A 19390-nucleotide genomic window follows, 5' to 3' on the forward strand; every position below is an offset into this window, starting at 1 on the left:
CTGCGCACAGTTGGCCGGGCATCGGTCATCGAAAACCGACGGGCAGGGGATCGGGCTTCGGGAGCGAGACTATGGTGAGACCGGTGGCGGCGCGACGGCGTCACCGCAGAATGATGGGAGGCAGGAGTTGACAGGTGGCAAACGCTGACCGGCTGCCGTTGCCGCTCAGACCGGACGGGCGGCTTTGGATGACCGTCTCGCCGCAGCGGAGGGTTCTCGGTGTTGTGCACAACATCACGTCAGCCACCCGGCTCCTGGACCTTCTTGCGATCTTCGACGGCGACGAGCGGATTCAGGTTGTCTTCTCCTGCACAGATTCCTCCGCCTTGGACGGAGGTGTATCCGATTTCTTGCTCCGCCGGGGAATGCTGACGATCCCTTGGCAGGTCGCCGTCGCGGAGAATTTCGACCTCGCTCTCGCTACAAATCGAGGCGGGGACTTGCACAAGCTTCGTTTTCCGCTGATTGGCGCACCCCATGGGGCAGGATATAATAAATACTTGAGCCGGGAGCCGGGAGCCGGGAGCCGGGAGCCGGGAGCCGGGAGCCGGGAGCCGGGAGCCGGGAGCCGGGAGCCGGGAGCCGGGAGCCGGGAGCCGGGAGCCGGGAGCCGGGAGCCGGGAGCCGGGAGCCGGGAGCCGGGAGCCGGGAGCCGGGAGCCGGGAGCCGGGAGCCGGGAGCCGGGAGCCGGGAGCCGGGAGCCGGGAGCCGGGAGCCGGGAGCCGGGAGCCGGGAGCCTTCGGGCTCACGGAGGAGTGGCTCCTGCACGATGGGGACGTTGTCCCGTCAGCGATCATCCTGTCCCACAAGGAGCAGCTCGATCGGCTTGCGGTCGGCTGTCCGCAGGCGTTGCCCATGGCTGTTGTGGCCGGCGACCCGTGTATCGACCAACTGCGTGCCAGCCTCCCCTTCCGTGAGAGCTACCGGCAGGCGTTCGGGCTCTTGCCGGGTCAGCGGCTCGTGGTCGTGTCCTCGACCTGGGGAAGCGGTTCGGTGCTCGGCTCACCCCGCGCCGACGTTCTCCGTCGAGTGTTGGCCGAGCTTTCCGCTGAAGAATTCCGCGTACTCGCGGCTGTCCACCCGAATTCCTGGCATGGCCATGGCTCGTGGCAGCTCCACAGCTGGCTGGCTCCGTTTCTAGATTCCGGGCTTCTCCTACCGGTTCCGGAAAGCGACACATGGAAGGCGGCCCTCTGTTCGGCTGATTTTCTTCTGGGAGACCACGGCTCCTTGACCATGTATGGAACTGCATTGGGAATCCCCTGCATTCTCGGCGCCTTCGACGAATCGAAGGTGGCACCGGGATCCCCCATGGCCAGGCTCGGCCGGATACTGCCTCGCCTGTCCGCCGATCGCCCCCTGCTGTGCCAGCTTGCCGCCCTGCACGGGCAGCGGGACGATCCAGAGCTCCAGGCGGTCGGGGAGACCGTCACGTCGGCACCGGGCCGCAGCGCCGAGTTGCTGCGCCGGCTGTTCTACACCTGGCTGCGGCTGGACGAACCCGGCCATCCCGCGTCCGTGTCCGCGATACCCGTTCCGTCGCAGCCCTCCGGGCCGGGCGCCCGCCGGGTTCCTCATGAGGCGCCCATGTTCGTCACCGTTTCCGTGACGGACGACGGCACTGTGGCAGCTGACGGTGAAGTGATCGTCCGCCGCTACCCCGCGGCGCGGCAGCACGGTCATGGCCCGCACATCGCCTCGGCTCATCTGGCCGCCGACCGTGACGACCCGGACCGCCGATGGCCGCGTACCGCCGACGTTCTGCTGGTTCCGAGCGGGCGCACGGCGGCGCGTCCGGAGGAAGACCCGTGGTGCGCCTATGCCGCGGAATCCTCCGGCTGCGGGCTGCTCGCTGCGGAAACGGAGGAGGACGGGTGCCTGGCGCTGCTCCCGGACGGCGGTCGTGTGCGGGTGAGCTGGCTGGAGCGTCCCGCCTGGGCGGCGTTCCCCCTGGCGGCGTCAGCGGTCTACGCCTGGACGGTGCGAGAGCGCACGGTGGGCACGGCCCCTGCCCGCCCGACACGGTCGGAGCGGATCGCCGTGCGCGCCGGCGACCTGCCCGACCCGGGACTGCTCGACCTGGCCTACGTCTGAGCCCACCTCGGCGGCGGCCTGTGCATGCTGGCTCCTACTCCCGCTCTCCGCCCTCCCGCTCCAGGCGGTGTTGTGCCTCACCCTCGTGAATGCTGCCTTCTTCCGCGAAGAGCGCGCGGGCGGACGTCCAGTCCTCGACGGCGGCCTCCCGCTCCCCCAACTGCACGCGAACGTCTCCGCGCAGCAGGAGGGCCTGCGCGGCGTAGTAGGCCGAGCCCACGCCGGTCATGCCGTCCACCGCCAGGTCCAGCGCCTCGACGGCTTCGCGCAGTCGTCCGCAAGCGCGGCGGTTCTCGGCGAGACGCAGCCGGGCCTTGGCCATGTTGAAACGGTCCGGTCCGTCCGGAAGACCCTCGAACTCCTCGACCGCCCGGAGAAGTTCACCTTCCGCGGCGTCGTGGCGCTCGAGCGCCGTGTACGTGCTGCCCAGGTGCAGAGCGAGGAGGGCCTCGCCACGGGGATGGTCGATCCCCTCCAGTGCCGCTTGGGCACGGCTGAACAGATCGATCGCGTGCCCGGGGCGCTTGAGCTTGCGTTCGAGCAGGCCCAGCCCTTCCAGGACGCTGGACTCCGTGCGACGTTCACACTCGGTCCGTCCGGGTACACCGGGGTTCACCAGGCTCAGCGCCTGTTCGAAGTGCTCCCGGGCCAGCCGCGAATCGCCCTCCTCCACGTTCCAGCGCTCAAGATGCGCGAAGCCCACCTCGTAGGACGCACGGGCCACCGCCATCGTGTCACCGGTCTCCAGCGCCGAGGCGAGACCGATCTCGGCCGCCTCGATCCACTGGGTGTCGCGCCCGGTACGGAGGCAGAAAGTCCGGATGGCCTGACTCAGCCGCCACGCCTCCAGATGAAGCCCCGCCTCGGCGGCCAAACGCACCGCGGCGAAGATACCCGCTTCGCGTCGAGCCAGCTCACGCAGAACCTCGGTCTGCCGGCGCTCGTCGGCTGCTGTGTCCGCCGGGAAGGCGTTCATCGGGCTGTAGAGCCAGCGCGTCGACAGCGTCTGCTCACCCCGCTCGGTGATCCGCAGGAAGTGATGGACGATCCGCCGCCGCACCGCCTCGCGTTCACTTTCCGTCTCGTCGCGCTCCGCGACGATCGACGCATGATCGTGGACGAGGATGTGCATCCGGTACGTGTCGAGACCCCTGCGCTCGACCAGACCGCCCGAAATCAAGGCGCTCAGCGCGGTGCGCGCCTCCGACGGCTCCCAGTCCGGTACGAGCGCGAACACGGTGTCCAGCTGGAAATCCTCACACATCAGCAAACCCAGGCGGCGATAGAGCTGCGCCGTCCGCACGGCCATGCGCCCGTAGGCCAGTTCGAGGGCTTCCGGCAGGGGATTCGGATCGTCCACGTCGAGCAGCTCCTGTCGTGCGGCGCGGTCGGCGAGCCGGGCACCGAGGTCCTCTACAACGCCGGGGACGGGCGCCTTCAGATGTCCGGCGATCAGCCGCAGAGCCAGCGGCAGGCCGCCCAGGTGCCGGACAATCGGTTCAAGCTTGGCCGGATCCTCGGTGGTACGGCTCACCTTGACCAGCAGTTCCAGAGCGTGCTCGTCCCGCAGTGCCGGAACCGGGAGCGGAAGGAACTCCAGGAAGGTCGTCAGGTCGTGCGGTGCCTCCTGCCCCGTCATGAGGACGACGCCGTACGGCTGGTCGGTCAGCAGGTCACGCACCTGACGGGTCGTCGTGACATTCTCCAGCAGGAAGACCACCGAACGGTCACGCAGTTCGTGACGCACCCGCCGCGCCTTGGCCGGGACGTCACCCGGACGCTCGTCCCTCGGCACGTCGAGCTCTTCCAGCCAGCGCTCCAGCACCACCGCTGGGTCCACCATCCTCCCACCCTGCATCCCAAGGTCGGCCTGGAGGAACACCCCGAAGAGGACGTCCCGGTGCGAGTGGATCCACTGTCGCGCCGTGCTTCGCTTCCCCACCCCTCGTACACCGCTGAGGAACACGGACGTCAAGGTCCCGGCCGCCCGGCAGGCACGCCAGTGACCGTCCATCTCCCGGAACAGAGCTGTGTGGTTGACGTAGTGGAGAAGAGCCAAGGAAGCCTCGGCGGGCGTCGCCCTCGTCAGAGCCTCTCCGACGAGCTCGCGCACCTCCCGCACGGCGTCGGGACGTTCAGCGAACAGTTCCAGCACACGACTCGACCACTCGTCCGTGATCTCGGACACCGTCTCCTCGTCGCCGGCCTCCCCCGCCTCCAACGCCTGGCGACGAGCTTGCTCCAGTTCGTCTCCAACCGCCGCCTCCTCGGCCCCGTCACGGACGAACAGCGCCACCAATCGGCCCTTGCCCCAGGTCCAGGCGTCCTGCACGGCGTTGCCCACCAGGCTGCTGATCACGATGCTCCCGAGAGCGACGATCTCCGGGTCCACTGCACTCCCCACGAACGAACTGGAACTGTGGTCACTTCACCGTAGGGATCACACGTGCGCGTCCGCAGGCATTCGAACCAACCAGCCACGTGCAGATTCACGCACGACTCCCCGGCCACAACTGTCTGACCGACTGCGCGCGGACCTGCGGTCACCCGCCACCGGCGCGGGCCGCTCTCTGGCATGTCGCAGGGCCCGTTTGCGGCGTCCAACGGGCCCGCCAGGCTAGCTCGCCATGCCGCAAGTGCCCCGAGCCCCGCGTCGTACAGGCGTCCTCGGCATCAACCATTGACTACTCTCTGCTAAGTTTCAGTGGCATTTGGTGATCACTGAGAGGTTCTGTTGGCCGCCCACGCAACATTGCCGGGAGATCCGGCACGGCTGTCCCATCTGAAGCAAGTGTCTCCTGACCTGGCTGACGACTACATGACGCTCGAACTGCTGGCAGCGGGTCTGGCAGGGATCCAGGCCAACCAGCAGAAGGCGCTGTGGAGTTCCGCTCAGCCTTCTGTCGACCCCACAGGCTTTCCCCCGGCATGGAAGGCCGGTGTAACCCGCCTGCTCTGGAGGGCATTGGAGGACGGCTGCCGCGAGGTGACTTCACATGCGGATGTTTTCCGCTGGTGTCGCGTTCCTCTCGGGCAATGGCCCTTGGCTCTGTGTGTCGCTCAGAGCGATTCTGAGCTCCTTCTGATTGAGAACGGTCGGCCGTCGGCCTTTGCCGAACAAGCCGCGCGGCTCCTGCTGTCCAAGGATCCCGAAGCGGAACTGGTCGAGAATCGGTGCTACGAGCTGATGATCGCCGTGGCCGACCGGAACGGGGAAACCGAACAGGAGGTCCAGAACAACTACGTTCAGCTCCGGGGCTTTCTGACGAAGCACGCGGTCGCTTCCGACATCGACCTTCTCGGTCTGCTACGGGCCTTCCCCGCCAAGGACACCAACGGGCAGCCGTGGGTGAAGCACTGGTTCAGTCAGTGCTACCGGGCTCAGCCGGCCAGCGGCGCCGTCGTACTCAGCTTCTGCGACGGCTGCGAGAACCCGGTCTCCGGTCAGCGTGGATGTGGCACGCCGGGCTGCACGGGCGGTCCGGTTGCCCGAACTGTGGACATCATGGCCGAATACTTTGTGCAGAACAGGGCTGTTCGGCGCTTCTTTCACGATCCCGGGCTGGCAGAGCAGCGGATGTTTGCTGCCCTGGAACCGGAATTTCGACAGCGCCTGCGTCCTTGGTGGGGCATGGACGCGGTGGACGTGGCCATCGACTTCGAAGGCACCGGGAAGATGGGAGTCGGTGAGTGGTGGGCCGCCGATGTGAAGGATCACGCCAGCGCCACACTTCTCGGGCGCTCGTTTCGTTGGAACCCACGTGCTGCGTCACAGCGGCGGATCCTCGTCATCGCGCAGCACCGCTTTGAACAGCCCGATTACGTGGATGACCTCACCACTTCGCTGCAAGGGCGCGTACAGGGCATCGAGATCATGAGTGAGAATGCGTTCGTCGCAGCCGCACTGGCGCATGACGGGCGGCGGCGATGAGCCGGGATATTGAAGGCTGGTTCGAAGCGCTGGAAAGCAAGGCGGCGTCGTCAGGCGTGGCCGAGGCCATCAAGCCCTTCTTGTCGGCCCGCGAGTTCTTCCGGGTCGAGCTCGGGCTGTTCTTCCTGTCCGAGTACGCGCCCGGCCAGCCCGCCACCCTGATGCGTAAGTTGCTTGACGGGTACGCCCTGCCGGGTGCCGGCACTGAGACCGTCGTGCGAAACGTGCGTCGCCGCATGGGGCCTACGGCGCGGGGCGGACAGTGGAGGCTGCGTCTCAACGACTACTGCAAAGTGCCTGCTCACCTGCGCTTGTTCGAACTTGACGACGGTGCCGGGACGCGCGTGGTCCACGGCAGCGTTCTTCGTCGCCGCGGAAGTTCCACGCTGCCGGAGCGGGAGCAGGTATACCGGGACGCGATGTCGGTGCCCGTGGCCTACAAGGTGGAAGCGGGTCATGATCCCGCGTCGCCGGGGATGCGGGTGCGACTCAAGCGAGCGGACGGCAGCATCGTCCGGTTCCGGATTCCTGACTGGCTGGAGGAGGCCGCACCCGAGCGTCGCCTGGAACCGAAGACGCACAGAATCAGGCGTCCCTTCCCGCAACTTACGGAGGACGACTTCCACCAGGCGGCCAAGGAGATGGATCAGCTTCTCCGTACAAGCGAGCGATATCGTACGGAGAACTTCACCGGCCGTGTAGAGAGGATGGTCTTTTCTCGCACGGACAGCGAAGCCGGATGCCTGACAAACGGCCTCGGTATCTTCACGATCGACGGACTGGCTCAGGTCGTGGGCCTGATGAACTCGGGGAAGACGACCTTCAACGACGTTCTGGTCAAGATCTGTACCGACCGCGGGCTCAGGGTCGGGTACCTGGTCTCCTCCGTCGGGAACGCACTGGAGAAGGTCCGGTTCTTCCGGAGTCTGGGCATCGACGCAGTTCCGTTGATCGGCCACAGGAACCGTCCCGCGCACGTGGCACGTTACTGGGACGACCTTCTCTACGTACCGGACAACGGTCAAGCACCGCCGCTCCCGGACGGCAACGACGAGGTAGCTGCCTTCGCTACCGACATCTGCCTGCTGGACAGTCTCCTGGAACCTTCCGGTCCCATTGCCGCGCCGCTCTCGGTGGATGAGCGCCCCTGCCGGGACAAGCTCCGCGTCGACACCTCGGGCAAGCGAGCACCGATTGTCGACTGTCCGCTTCTCGCGGTGTGCCCGGTACAGGCAGCTGTACGCCGAATCCCGACGGCACAAGTCTGGGTGGCGACGCCGGCCGCTCTCCTCGCCAGCAGGGCAGAGCCCGCCTCGTACAAGACACAGTGGGTGATTCCTGCCCAGCACGAACTCGACCTCCTCGTGGCCGACGAGGCCGACCAGGTGATGACGCAGTTCGACAAGGCGTTTATGCACCACGAACCGCTGACAAGTCCCGACGGCTGGAGCAGCCGCATTGCGCTGGCCTGGCATGAGGGGCTGGCGCGCACGTGGTACCGGCCGATGGCGGACCGGCAGGGACGGCGTTACCAGCAGTACGCGACCTATCACGCGGAAGCTCTGGCCGGGTTGCTGCCGCTGCTCATGAGGCCGTCGGCCGAGGGGCAGGAGGAGGCCAGGGGCTCGGGCAGTGAGCTCTTGGAAGAGGTGACGGCTGACGGGCCATTCAGCGGGCACACCCTGCTCATGCAGCTGGCACGGGCCTTGCACGGCATCACCAGCCGCGTCGAAGAGCAGCAGCAGTCGCATCTGTGGGAGCGAGCCGAGGAGTACTTCCACACTCACTTCGCCCGGCTTGTCGAAGACCCCTTCGGTTCCCCTCCCGCCGGCCTGAAGCCGCTGCTCGACACGATGACCTCTGGCTACGACACCGAGATGAGCGCCGAGGAAGTAGCCCAGGACTGGCTCACGCACCACATCCCAGAGGACATGCCCGACCCCGGCGATCGCTTGGGCGAGCTCGCGCGAGTCCTCGTCGCGGGCTGCTGGAGTGCCCGCGTCACGACCACCGTGTTCGAGCTTTCCCACATGCAGGAATCGCTCCGCGCGCTTATGGCAGTGGAGGACACGAACAACCTGCTCGCTCACCAGCCAAGGCCAGAACTGCTCGCGGTTGTGCCCGAACAGCCGATGGGCAACATGATGGCCCTCCAGTGGACCCCCAGCCCAAAGGAGGGCAGAGGGTCACTGGACTTGCTGTGGCTTCGCGGGGTCGGACGGTGGCTGCTCTATCACCTGCACGACTTGCTTGCCTGTGAGGGGGTCGAGGGCCCGCACGTGCTGCTGTCCTCGGCGACCAGCTACAACCCGCTCTCCGCCCGGTACCACATCGACGTTCTCCCGACACTGATTCTGCACGAGCCTCCCGACTGTGCCGCTGCCATCCGGGAAAGCAGGTTCTATACCCGCCCACGGCGGCGCCCAGGGCACGAACGCGGCATCTACGTGTCAGGAGCCGGAGGCCGCGGCGCCCGCCAAGCCGCCGTGCGGGCTATGACGGACGCCGTCTGCACCCCCGACCCCGGAGCGGCCTTGTCTCTCCTGGAGCAGGTACTCCAAGGATGCGACCCTGAGCGTCGAAGGGCTCTGTTCGTGGTACTCAGCACCGAGGACGCAGCCACCAGCGCCCATTACATGAACACCCGGACAGCCGTGCGTGCTGTACACGTCGTCCCCGACCGCCGGGCTCCCGGGCTCTACGGTCTCAACCATCGCCGCATCTCTGCCTTCCCCAGGACCGATGCCCAGGTCATGGCGGCTGCCGAAGGCTCTGCCGGCCGCGGTCACAACATGCTCAACGACAGCGGGGTCGCCGCCATCCAGGCCATCTTCTATCTGGCACGCCTCCACCCCCCGCCCACCGACCTCTCCTTCCCTCTCGCAATTCTCAACGCCCAGGCCATGCAGCGTCTTCTGAAGCCGGTGCTGTGCGACACCCCCGGCACCGACGCGGCGGGCGAGATGAGGAAACTGGCGTACGGCGCCCGTGCCACCTGGGGCACGATGATGGGCCGCCCCCTCAACTTCCGGGCGATGAAGGACGACTACCTACGCCACGCCTTCATTGCAGACCAGTCAGCTTCCCTCTACCAGACAACCGGTAGGGGGCTGCGCGGCAATGTGCCCGTCCAGGTCTACCTCCTCGACGCGGCATTCGCCCCGCGCGCGGCAGACCCTCGCGACACCGCCCCGGACACCGAGCGAACCAGCGTGCTCATCGCCTGCCGAGAACTCACACGCCGAATGCTCGCCGATCCAGGGCCGACAGCCGACTCCCACGTGCGCCTCAACCATCAGATCTACACCGCCACGTGGGGTCTGCTGGGACACCTCCTCGACACCATCGACTGGGGATAACAGACATGACCGAAGCCGACAGCACGGCAACGGATTCCGGCAAGAAGAAGCCGCCGCCGCGCTACGACCACATCATCACGCCCGGCTTCGTGGCACGCCGCGGAGCCACACTGCCCATCACCGTACACACGGCGAAATTCCCACCGTCGCTCCTGGCACGGCTTGAACGCGCCTGGAACAGCAACCCGAAAGCGCGCTCCCCGTACCTGCCGACCTACGCCTTGCGCGAGCTGATCGAGCAGGTGGAACCCGCCGTCCTCGCGGTCGAAGGCCGGCTGGGAGACGGTCCTTGGCTCCACGCCATGCGAATGCCCCATAACGAGCTTCCGCTGCAACTAGCCCTCGAATTCTGGATCACTACACACGTCGCGCCCCATCAGAACGACGTCGACTGGCCCACCATGGTGAAACGCGCCCTGCCACTGGAATGGGCGCAGGCAGAGGTCGACCTTCTGGCCCACGGAAACGCAGCAAACGGAACAGCAACCCCGCACAGCAGCACCTTCTCCCTGCTTGCCACCTACATTGCCGGATGCTGGGTGGACGAAAAGCTATCCCTGCCAGGGCACACCGCGAAAGGCTTCTCGGTTCTTGGCCAACTGACCGACCGCGGTGAGCGCAGCATCTACAGCTGGCCACCCCGAGAACTTGACGATGACGGGGCCTACGGCCTCTGGACCCACAGGACAGCACTGCGTGTGGTCTCCATGCCCCACGACGGTCGACTCATCCTCCGAGCCGTTCCCCACATCGCCCGCTTCGGCGGTACCCAGCCTGCGTACATCCCACGCCGCGGCGACACCCCAGCCACGGCCACCATCCTGCTCTACCTGGCCAAGGGCGCACTGCGTGACGTCGAGCGCCCCATGCTCCTCCGCGCACCGGTCACAGTCAGCGGCAAGAAGGAGGACATGCGGTGGCAGTGGCAGCCTGGCATCGCGCGCATCCTGCCCTCCCTCCCAGCCAGCAACCGCTACCCCAACCCCGAGGACGTCCGAACCGACCCCCGCCGCGCCGCCGGCGTCAACCGCAGCGCCGAAGAAGACAAGGAACCCACCGCGCTGCTGCTGCACGCCACCGGCTACACCTACCTCACTCGGACCGATCTCGCTGACGTCCAACCGGAATTCAGCACACACGGCCACCCTGCGGAAAGCGGCCTGCAGCCCATCGACCACCTCACCCTCTTCGAGCACCTGAAGGAACCGCTCGCAAAGCTCAACTTCGACCCGCTCCCCGCCTTGGACAGGACACCCCAACGTCGAGCCCCTCGACTGACCCCGACACGCGAGGACGCCCACTACCACTTCGAACTCTGGCACTGCGCACCGAAGACCTATCAAGCAATCCATCTGGCCCTCACCAAGCTGCTTAATTACCAACACCTTGGTGAACGCAGCACAGAACCTGGCGTTCACGACTATGCCGGGCGCACCAAGATCACACTGGTCCTACGCAATCCCGGGACCCTCGTTTCCGGCCTACCCAAGCCACCGCCACACGCGGACCCAGAATCCCGCAAGGCTCACCGAAAGCAGGAACGGGAGCAGCGAGCTGAAGCACTGCGCAAGGAATTCCCCGAAGCCGACCACATGATCGGCTGCCTCGTGGAGATCGACAAACCAGTCAACTTCGCCATGGCCGGAGAGGACGACCCCAAGCGGTTCCTGAAGGACACCCTGCCGGAGCTGAACCGGCACGTGCAATGCCTGCACCCGGTCACAGCGGCTCCCAAGCCCGACGCCAAGAAGGCGGGGCTGAAGCCCTTCGAGGACAGCGACATCCGCTGCGAGGACGTGCAGCGTGCCGCTTCCTCGGTGAAGGACCTCCTGCGCTCGCTCGGGCATCTGCCCCGCCTGCCCGCACCCCGCAGCGTCAAGGGCCGCTTCGAACTGGCCACCCTGCACGTCGCTCAGGCCGGCTCATGGATCGTCCCATTCGTCCTGCGCATGGATACCGACGGCAACACCACAGCCCAACTCGTGGCGCGTCCTGGCCATCCGCACGAAGCGCCCATCCCCATCGAACACCTGCCCCGAGCTCTAACCTCCGGACGAGGGCGAATGCGGCGCCGCGACAGGGCCCAGCTGAACGACTTCATCACCCAGGCACTCGCAATCGACTCCCGCACAGAGCGACTCTTCCTCGCCCGAGCGCAGACCCTGCGCAACAAGGATGTGTGGCCCTGGCTGCAGAATCCCCACATCACGCCGGACTCGCTCCGGCTCCCTGGCGAAGACTGCGCCCACCCCAACCGCGCCGAAGGCCGCCGCCCGGAAGACCTGCCCGGGCTGCGCATCGTTCGCGTCAACGAGGAGTCCTACGAGATCCCGCTGGCATTCGGCGCCAACTTCAACGACGAGACCGAGGACCCCGCCGACGACTCACCCGACGTGGCCATCGGCGAAGAGACGCCGGCATCCAGTGCAGCCGAGCTGCCGTACGAGGAGTGGGGCAGGTACTCCGGCGTCGTCCCGTGGAACGACCACGCCTTCCTGGCGATCAACCCAAGGCCGGATACGCATCAGCTGCCCAAGACCGTCTCCAAGTATTCGGCAGAGGAGCAGAACGCCACCCGCCACGGAGCCAACCCCACGTCCCTCGAGATCCACGTCTCCTTCAAGCAACCCCATGACCACGCCTCCGACCTGGCCGCGTACGTGAACAACCTGCGCAGATGCCACCTCCACACGGACACCGCGACGCGCATGCCCCTGCTCCTGCACCTCGCCAAGCTCATGGAGGAGTACATCAGCTGAAGCCAGAAGAACGCACACCCGAAACCCCTAAGTACCGACTGGCACGCGGGCCCAGGCCCGGAGATCCATTCAGCAGCGGTGAGTATGGCGGCGGGTCCCCGGCGCACCTGCCCACGCGCGCCAAAGCACTGCGCGCCACGAAGGGGCACCGGCGCGCAACAGCGACTACGTGCTGGTGACCAGCTGCCCAGTCACGGAACCCTGGTGTAGGGGCCGGGGATTACACCTGAGCGCCTCCGAGGGAAGCGGAAATATAGCGGATGATCGCCGGTTAGCCAAACCGGCGATCCCGCGCATCATTGATAGTCCACCGCCACCACCTGCCCCTACGTCGAAAGGCGCCACCCAACGACCAAGCGCGACACGCTCATGGCCACGGTGCCGTCAAGCGATCACGCCGCCGCGTAGCTGGCCCGGAACAGATCCTGCGCACGCTCCACGTCCCTCGGCGTACGGAGCTGCACCTCCAGATCACCCGTCCCGTGGTGGCCGAGCCCGGACACGTCCCGGGTGTAGCCGGGAACGAGGTCGACGTGCTTCGGGTCGACCTTCAGGTAGACCAGAAGCTTGCTCCTCTGAGGCGGACAGACGCAGGCGAAGTTCCGCAGACGCTGATACGCCCGGTACTGCTTGCGCTCGACGCGGTTGACGCCGTCCCCGAGGCCAAGCAGCACCTCATCAACCGCCTCCGCCAGCTCCGCCAGCGCCCCGCCCTGCTCTCGCGCGGGCGGCAGCCCGGCCGCGCTCCGGCGAACCCGCCGCGCGGCCGGCGTCCGCCCGGTGACGGAAGCCACGGTCTCAAGTCCAATCAGGTCCTTGCCGAAGAACCGGTAGCGGACCAGGTCGATGCTGCGCCTGTGCTCGCGTACGGCGTGCCCGTCGTAGCGGGTGAAATCGCCGGCGACACAGATCAGCCGGGGTGCGCTCCACAGCACCTGGGACGCGGCCGATACCCCGAACCGGTCGCGGACCAGGTTCCGGAAGACGTCCTTGTGCGCCATCAGCCACGCCATGTAATACAGGCCCTGATTGATCACGCCGGCCGCGGTGCCGCGCTTGAACTCCACGACCACCGGCGCCCCGTTCTCATCGAGCCCCAGCGAATCGATCCGGCCGCCGTCAGCACAGTCGATGACGTACTCGCTCGCCAGGAACCGCACCCCCAGCATCGTCTCCATGTGCGCCTCGACGAGGCCCTGCACATCCGCCTCGACCTCGGCAAGACGCGGCGCGACCTCCGTAACGCCGCCATTCGTCGTGTGGAACAGCTTCAGACCCGACACCTTCCCCTCCTCGGCTCGAAGATCGAGAACGCAGGAGAGGGGTAGATCTATTTCCGCGCGGGCGCACCGAACAGGTGAGGAGATGTGAGACGGTGACCACCTGGCACAGTCGGGAACCCCTGCATCCCACCCGTCCCAGAGGTGCCCTCGTCCCACATACGTCCCACAAAACCCCTGACAGAGTGTCAGCGAGGAAGAAAGTGGCAGGTCAAAGCACCTGCCGACGAGATGCGCCAAGCGCCTTCTAAGCACCTGACCTATTCGCGTCCGCCCAACCCATGCACGACAGCAGCCCGAACTATTGCGTTGTGTGCCGCAAGGAAAACGAGCGCAACGATCGACCTGTGCCGGTTCGAAAGACTAGCTCGCGGAGACAGCACCCATTACGAGACACCCGACAACTTCCAGCGCGCTCCTACTGGAATCCGGACGGCTCGAGACCATCAAGAGCTTTACCTCCTCCCTTGACCGACCTCGGCAAATTCCCTGATCCTGCACGCGTTCTTCTCCTCGACAGGCTCGAATTCGCCGACGACATTTGGTAGTCGGCATTCAGCGCGACGCACGCTCAACGGCTACGGGCGCCAACATCACCGACCACCGGAGCTGACGCCAACCTCAGCGCCACCGCCCTCGGAACCGTAGACGCCCTATTCCCCCTGCCCTCCAGCTCCCCTTATCCTCACGTCCACGCCAGGGAGGGGGGCCAGTGGCTACGGAGGCGACGAGTTGGCAGAAGGAGCAAGTGAGTCGGGCCTACGTCCACGTACTTGCTACACAGGGGGGCTACACCATCTGCGACTGGAACGTCGACAAGGACGGCGTAGACATGACCCTCCGTATGCGCGGGTTGATGGTCGACGTCCAGCTCAAGTGCACGCAGAGCCCTCGCGTCGTCCGAGGCGGCTACAGTTTCGACCTCGACATCGAGACATACGACAAGCTCCGTGACCCAGACCGCTCTGCACCCGGCCACCTCGCCTTACTGATCGTGCCACCGGACGTAGGCCGATGGGTCACGCACCACCCCGAATCGATAGTCCTGGCCTGCCACGGTTACTGGACGTCCCTGCACGGCGCAGGCAGGGCACGCAGCAAGGGCACCACCGCGATCAGCCTCCCCGAGCACCAGCCCCTGACCGCAAAATCGATAGGGGCCATGTTCGACACGGCGCGTCAGCTGCTCAACCCCCTTGGCCCGGAGGTGAACTGACATGGTGCACCCAGAGCCGGACTTCGGTCCCGAGGAGATCCGCAGCTACCTCAAAGTCACCGGGTGGGCCCCGGTCTCCGGTGGTGCCGTTGCCGAACTGTGGCGCCTGCCGGGTCCCGCGGACGAGGTCGTCCTGGTCCCCATGAAGCCGGGTGCCCCGGACTTCACCAAGCGCGCCCATATCCTGCTCGGAGACCTGGCCCGCGTCGAGTCACGCGACGTCCGCACGGTCCAAGACGCGGTCGCCACCGTGTTCAACGACGTCACCGACCTCCAAGCCTCCCACCCCACCCTCAGCGACGGATCCATCCCCCTAGAGTCCGGCTACGAACTCTTCATCTCCGCGAAGCGCCTGCGTGTGGCCTCCGCCGCCGCGACGATTCGCCGACAAGGCCACTTCCGCAACTTCCCGACGCGGGCGAGGGAACAGGCCCGGGAGGTCCGCCTCGGGCAGACCCGGCGTGGCTCGTACATCGTGCCCATCATCAGCCAGGCCCGCGCTCCTGAGGACGTGTACTCCCCCGGCCAGGACCGGATCGACGTAGGTGTGGAGGAGACCCTCTTCGACCGACGCGTCACCGCCACCATGTCCCGCGCCTTGGGCGTTCTTGAGGAAATGGCCGGCGCCGAGCGGGAACCCACCCCCAGCGAGATCACCGACTCGGTAGGTGAAGGCGTCTCGTACGAACTCTGCCAGGCTCTCAGCAAGGTGGTGAGCGCGGACGCGATCGGAACCCTCGCCGTCACCTTCAACTGGTCCCGCGTGGCCGCCCCACCCCCGGGAACACCACCACTCGTCGAGTTCAACCAGGCAGCGATCGACGTCGTAGACCGCGTATCCGCGCAACTCAAGACACGGATCTACACGAGTCGGCACCTGATCTACGGCATCGTCACCGACCTCAGCCGCCACCCCGACGACGAAACCGGGCGGGTAGGCGTCCAGACCCTGATCAACCGCCGCGTCAGAACCGTGTGGATGGACCTGCGCGACACCGACTACCACGCAGCGGTCCACTGCCACGACACCGGCGTCCCCGTCCGCGTCCAGGGCTCCCTCACCAGCCCGCCGGGCGGTCAGGCCACCATGGAAGTGGACGACTTCGGCCCCGACCCCTCACTGATGGCCACCTCCTTGGACACAGCGACGGACACCGAAACGCCACAGCGACGGGACGGGTGAGGGCACCGATCTGATCGAGGGCGGGAACCGGCAGGACGGCGGCTCTCGGATGTCACCGGCCACCACGGCGTTCGGGTGCATGAGGACTCCAGCCCTTCAGATACGGCTGGAGCTCATCCAACGTCGGATCACGCGGAGTCGGCATACCCGGAGGATGCAGCAGGGGGTTGATGCACCGCACATACTCGCGTGCCCACACCAGCCAACCTCGGGCCAATTCCAGGGCCTGCTCATCCACGTCCTCGTCCGGCTCGGCAAGACGACGTTCCAACGCATCGCAGTACTCACCGAGTACGACAGCCTCCCGCCAGCGCCCGGCTTCCTCACGCAGCACCTCGGCGAACTGCTCTCGGACGGCCTGCTCCTTCGCTTCCTCCATGGCAGCACGCCAGCGAACCTCACGCTCCTCTCTCGCACGTTCCTCCCGCTCTCTGCGCTGGGCGTCCTCCACCGCTCGCGCCTCGATCTCGCCGAGAACCAGCCCCAGAGATTGTTCAAGGGTCCGGCTTTTGCGGTCCCGCCAGCGGCCGGGTCTGTCGGCCAACCCGTGGGCGACCTCCACGACGAGACGCGCGGACCGCTCCGGATCCGCGCTCTCGGGAAACTCCTGCCTGATGGTGACCGGATACGCGAAGCCGCCGACCACGACGCCCATCCCGCCCTCGCGCGAGCGGTAAGACAACTCGATCTTCCGTACCTCGTACCCTCGCCGCGCCGCCTCGGCGGCCAACCCTTGCAGCATCAGAAGCGACCTGCGGCGTAGCACAGACGGCATCACCAGCCGCCCCTCATCGTCCTTAAGGCCAGCTACAACCGGATGAAGGGACCCCAGCCGCGTGGGGACCCGAACGGCCGGCGCGTCCGCCTCTGGCCTCTGGCTCCGGGCATTGGGATGCGGGCCCTCCGCGAGGAAGAACTCCAGCCCAGCCAGGCCGTACGGCACCTTCTCGATGCGCTTCCCCTCCGGCTCCATGCCATGCCGCTTCGCATAGTTGACCGCCCGTCGCCATTCCGCGATCTCCTCATCATCGGCATGGGCGAAGCGGACGTGTCCTTCAGCGAGGAGTCGTTCGACCAACTCGCGAGCTTTCGCCCGCCGTGCGCGGGCGACGGGACGCTCACCGTACGACGCCGAAGACTCGACGGGCACCGACGACCCACCATGTTCGGCAGGCACCGCGTCGTCGGGATAGCGGCCATGACGAAGGTAGAACCGGCCTGCCTCCGTGATCTCCGCACGGGCAGCACCGCCGCCCTTGTCCACTGTCAGAAGCCCACGGTCACGCAGGGCATACGCCGAGCGCCAATCGCCCGGCGCCCATGCTCCGGGTTCCTCACCGGCCGCGAGCCGCTCAAGAAGCGCACGCTGCCGTTCATTCGGAGTAGGCCGTCGTTCCACGGCCGCCAGCCCACACCGCGCAAGCACGCCCTGTATAGACCCGAAAGAGCGGCTCCCTGCCGTGGGAGTCCCCCTCGGACTGCTCTGGGACTTCCGGCTGCATCGCCGAGAGCGTCACCAGCCCTCAACACCCCATCAGCAGTCACCCCATCGACAGGGCCTGACGTGCCCAAAAGCCGCCTGACGCCCCATCAGGACGAGCGTCACGAGCGTCATTTCAGCGTCAAGATATCGCCCGTAACGCCCACACCGCACATAACGCGCACCCGGAAAACCGCAGGTCAGGAACCCTTCGCGGCCGGTTCAAGGATCGCGACGCACTCCACATGATGCGCCATTGGGAACATGTCCGGATGCCACCGATAAAGAAATGTTCGGGTCAGAGGCCCTTTCCCGGCTGCCGGGAGGGCTTACCCAGGGTCGGAACGTCACGACCTCACCCTCATCTGCACCATCTTTCGACCGGGTTCCCGCCGCCTCAGCCGTCGTCTGGCGTTCGACGCCCTGGGGTGGAGTAGCGACGGTGGGCAAGGGAACGTCCAGGCTCTCCCCGGCTTCCAGGACAGCCGCTACTACGCGGGCACGGGACTCTGCCGGGGACGCTCGTGTTCGAACGGAAGTTATGGCCAGGGTTTACAGCTGTCCGTTGCCCAAAGGGCCAGGGCCTCTCCGGTCAGCGGGGAGTGACACCGGAGAGGCCCTGGCGAATCGGGAGGGGGCATTACCCCCCGGAGGGAGCTGTCAGATTTGGAGCCAGATCGCGTGATCCGGTTGCAGCAGTCGATCCGTCATCGGGACGCCGGCCAGCAGGGTCGGGGTATGTTCGGGCAGCCGGTACGGCTCGTCCTAGAGGTTGACCACGCACAGGAAACCGGGGTCGCGGCGGAAGGGGAGGACACCGACGGGGGCGTCGACCGCGCGAGGGACAGCGCTATAGGCGACAACCACCAGGTCCGGCTCCAGCTCGAACTGATGGTCCGGGGCCTCCAGTTTGGTCCGCCGCTGACACCCCACCGCTTACATATGGGTGCCGCCGTCTATGCGGATCTCCGTGCCGGTGATGAACGCGCCGTCCACCGAGCCGAGCATGGCGACGACGCCCGCGACCGTCTCCGGACCGGCGAAGCCCTCGCCGATGGCCGGAAGCAGCTTCATCATGACTTCGTAGTTCGCGTCGTCGGGCAGGCCCGGGCCGACGTTCTCCTTGCTGGTGCCGCTCGCGTCGGTCATCCCGGAGGAGATCGAGCCCGGCGCGACGGCGGTGAAGCGGATGCCCTGCTTGCTGTACTCGGCGGCGAGCGCGTGGGTCATGGCCTGGATGCCGCCCTTGCTGGCGGCGTAGGCAGCCATGTAGGGGTGCGCGAAGCTCGCCGAGGTGGAGCTGAAGTTGACCACGGCCGGGCTCTCGCCCTGGAGCAGCGCCGGGATCGTCTCGCGGATCATCAGGAAGGTGCCGGTCAGGTTGACCGCGATGACCTGGTTGAACTGTTCCAGGCTGGTCTCGTGGGTGTGCGAGGAGCGCAGAATGCCGGCCGCGTTGACCAGCACGTCCAGGCTGCCGCCGAGGGCGGCGAGGGCCGCCGCGACGGCCTCGCGGACGGAAGTCTCGTCGGCGATGTTCACCTGGACGGTGTGCAGACGTGCCTGGGTACCGGTGTCGGCAGCGAGCTTACGGGTGGCGGTCAGGCCGGCCGTGTCGACGTCGGCGGCGACGACGTGGCCGCCCTCGGCGAGCATGCGCAGGACGGTGGCCTGGCCGATGCCGGAGCCTGCTCCGGTGATCAGGACACGGCGGTCGTCGTAGCGGTTCATAGGAGTGCTCCAGTTTGTGGCGAGTGAGTCTGGTGGTCGGTCGGCTGGTGGAGGTATGGCGTGGCCTTGCGTCGGCTGCCTGCGCGAACGCGTTTGGCGTGCTGCCGGGTGGGCCGCGCGTGGTGGAACGTCAGGAGCCGACGATGTCGTGGGCAGGTTCGGTCACGAAGGTGACGGCACCGCCGATGAGCCGGGTGCTCTCAGGCTGGGCGGAGTCGAAGGCGGGCCGGCCAGGCTCGCCCGACTTCGGGAACTGACCCCCGGCGGTGGCGAGTTCCTCGCAGGTCGCCTGCTCGCGAGTCACGTCTGTTTCTCTTGCGACGGAGACGGAGCCCACGCGGGCGAAGCCGAGATCGT

The 19390-nt window shown here is 66.8% G+C and carries 11 protein-coding genes; 6 read left to right on the plus strand and 5 right to left on the minus strand.

Annotation, left to right across the window (positions count from 1 at the left end; genetic code table 11):
* Positions 1 to 855 precede the first annotated feature (855 nt).
* Positions 856 to 2094 carry a hypothetical protein gene (locus SCAB_RS46910; protein WP_148274193.1) on the plus strand — a complete coding sequence of 413 codons (1239 nt, stop codon included), beginning with the start codon at positions 856 to 858 and terminating at the stop codon, positions 2092 to 2094.
* Positions 2095 to 2128: 34 nt separating this feature from the next.
* Here the strand turns inward: SCAB_RS46910 and SCAB_RS10705 are convergent, their stop codons facing one another.
* Positions 2129 to 4486 (minus strand): AfsR family transcriptional regulator, encoded by a 2358-nt coding sequence (locus SCAB_RS10705; protein ID WP_013000092.1) that lies wholly within the window; start codon positions 4484 to 4486, stop codon positions 2129 to 2131.
* Positions 4487 to 4828: 342 nt separating this feature from the next.
* Here SCAB_RS10705 and SCAB_RS10710 point away from each other — a divergent pair, with 342 nt between their 5' ends.
* The 3 genes from SCAB_RS10710 to SCAB_RS10720 are packed head-to-tail and all read left to right on the plus strand — an operon-like array spanning position 4829 to position 12143.
* The gene (locus SCAB_RS10710; RefSeq protein ID WP_013000093.1) at positions 4829 to 6025 is read left to right on the plus strand and encodes a restriction endonuclease-related protein; all 1197 of its coding nucleotides are present in this window, start codon (positions 4829 to 4831) and stop codon (positions 6023 to 6025) included.
* Entirely contained in the window at positions 6022 to 9384 is a 3363-nt protein-coding gene (locus SCAB_RS10715) for a pPIWI_RE_Z domain-containing protein (protein WP_041669044.1), read from the plus strand. The genes SCAB_RS10710 and SCAB_RS10715 overlap by 4 nt, the downstream gene beginning before the upstream one ends.
* Before the next feature lie 5 nt (positions 9385 to 9389).
* A complete protein-coding gene (locus SCAB_RS10720) occupies positions 9390 to 12143 on the plus strand; it encodes an RNaseH domain-containing protein (RefSeq protein ID WP_013000095.1) in 2754 nt (917 codons plus the stop codon).
* 392 nt (positions 12144 to 12535) lie between these two features.
* Here SCAB_RS10720 and SCAB_RS10725 read toward each other — a convergent pair whose 3' ends face one another.
* Positions 12536 to 13426 carry a DUF5655 domain-containing protein gene (locus SCAB_RS10725; protein ID WP_013000096.1) on the minus strand — a complete coding sequence of 297 codons (891 nt, stop codon included), beginning with the start codon at positions 13424 to 13426 and terminating at the stop codon, positions 12536 to 12538.
* Between the two features lie 745 nt (positions 13427 to 14171).
* Here SCAB_RS10725 and SCAB_RS10730 point away from each other — a divergent pair.
* Together SCAB_RS10730 and SCAB_RS10735 are read left to right on the plus strand one after the other, a co-directional pair.
* The gene (locus tag SCAB_RS10730; RefSeq protein WP_223786378.1) at positions 14172 to 14639 is read left to right on the plus strand and encodes a DUF4365 domain-containing protein; all 468 of its coding nucleotides are present in this window, start codon (positions 14172 to 14174) and stop codon (positions 14637 to 14639) included.
* A gap of 1 nt (position 14640) precedes the next feature.
* A complete protein-coding gene (locus SCAB_RS10735) occupies positions 14641 to 15822 on the plus strand; it encodes a hypothetical protein (protein ID WP_010353100.1) in 1182 nt (393 codons plus the stop codon).
* 52 nt (positions 15823 to 15874) lie between these two features.
* Here the strand turns inward: SCAB_RS10735 and SCAB_RS10740 are convergent, their stop codons facing one another.
* The 3 genes from SCAB_RS10740 to SCAB_RS47275 all read right to left on the minus strand — a co-directional run bounded on the left by SCAB_RS10740 (position 15875) and on the right by SCAB_RS47275 (position 19337).
* The gene (locus SCAB_RS10740; protein ID WP_013000097.1) at positions 15875 to 17086 is read right to left on the minus strand and encodes a hypothetical protein; all 1212 of its coding nucleotides are present in this window, start codon (positions 17084 to 17086) and stop codon (positions 15875 to 15877) included.
* Between the two features lie 1152 nt (positions 17087 to 18238).
* Positions 18239 to 19033 (minus strand): SDR family NAD(P)-dependent oxidoreductase, encoded by a 795-nt coding sequence (locus tag SCAB_RS10745; protein ID WP_010353103.1) that lies wholly within the window; start codon positions 19031 to 19033, stop codon positions 18239 to 18241.
* A gap of 130 nt (positions 19034 to 19163) precedes the next feature.
* Positions 19164 to 19337: a hypothetical protein gene (locus SCAB_RS47275; RefSeq protein WP_010353104.1), complete on the minus strand. Its 174-nt coding sequence runs from the start codon at positions 19335 to 19337 to the stop codon at positions 19164 to 19166.
* Positions 19338 to 19390: the final 53 nt, after the last annotated feature.

This window comes from Streptomyces scabiei 87.22, from assembly GCF_000091305.1.
GTDB lineage: Bacteria > Actinomycetota > Actinomycetes > Streptomycetales > Streptomycetaceae > Streptomyces > Streptomyces scabiei.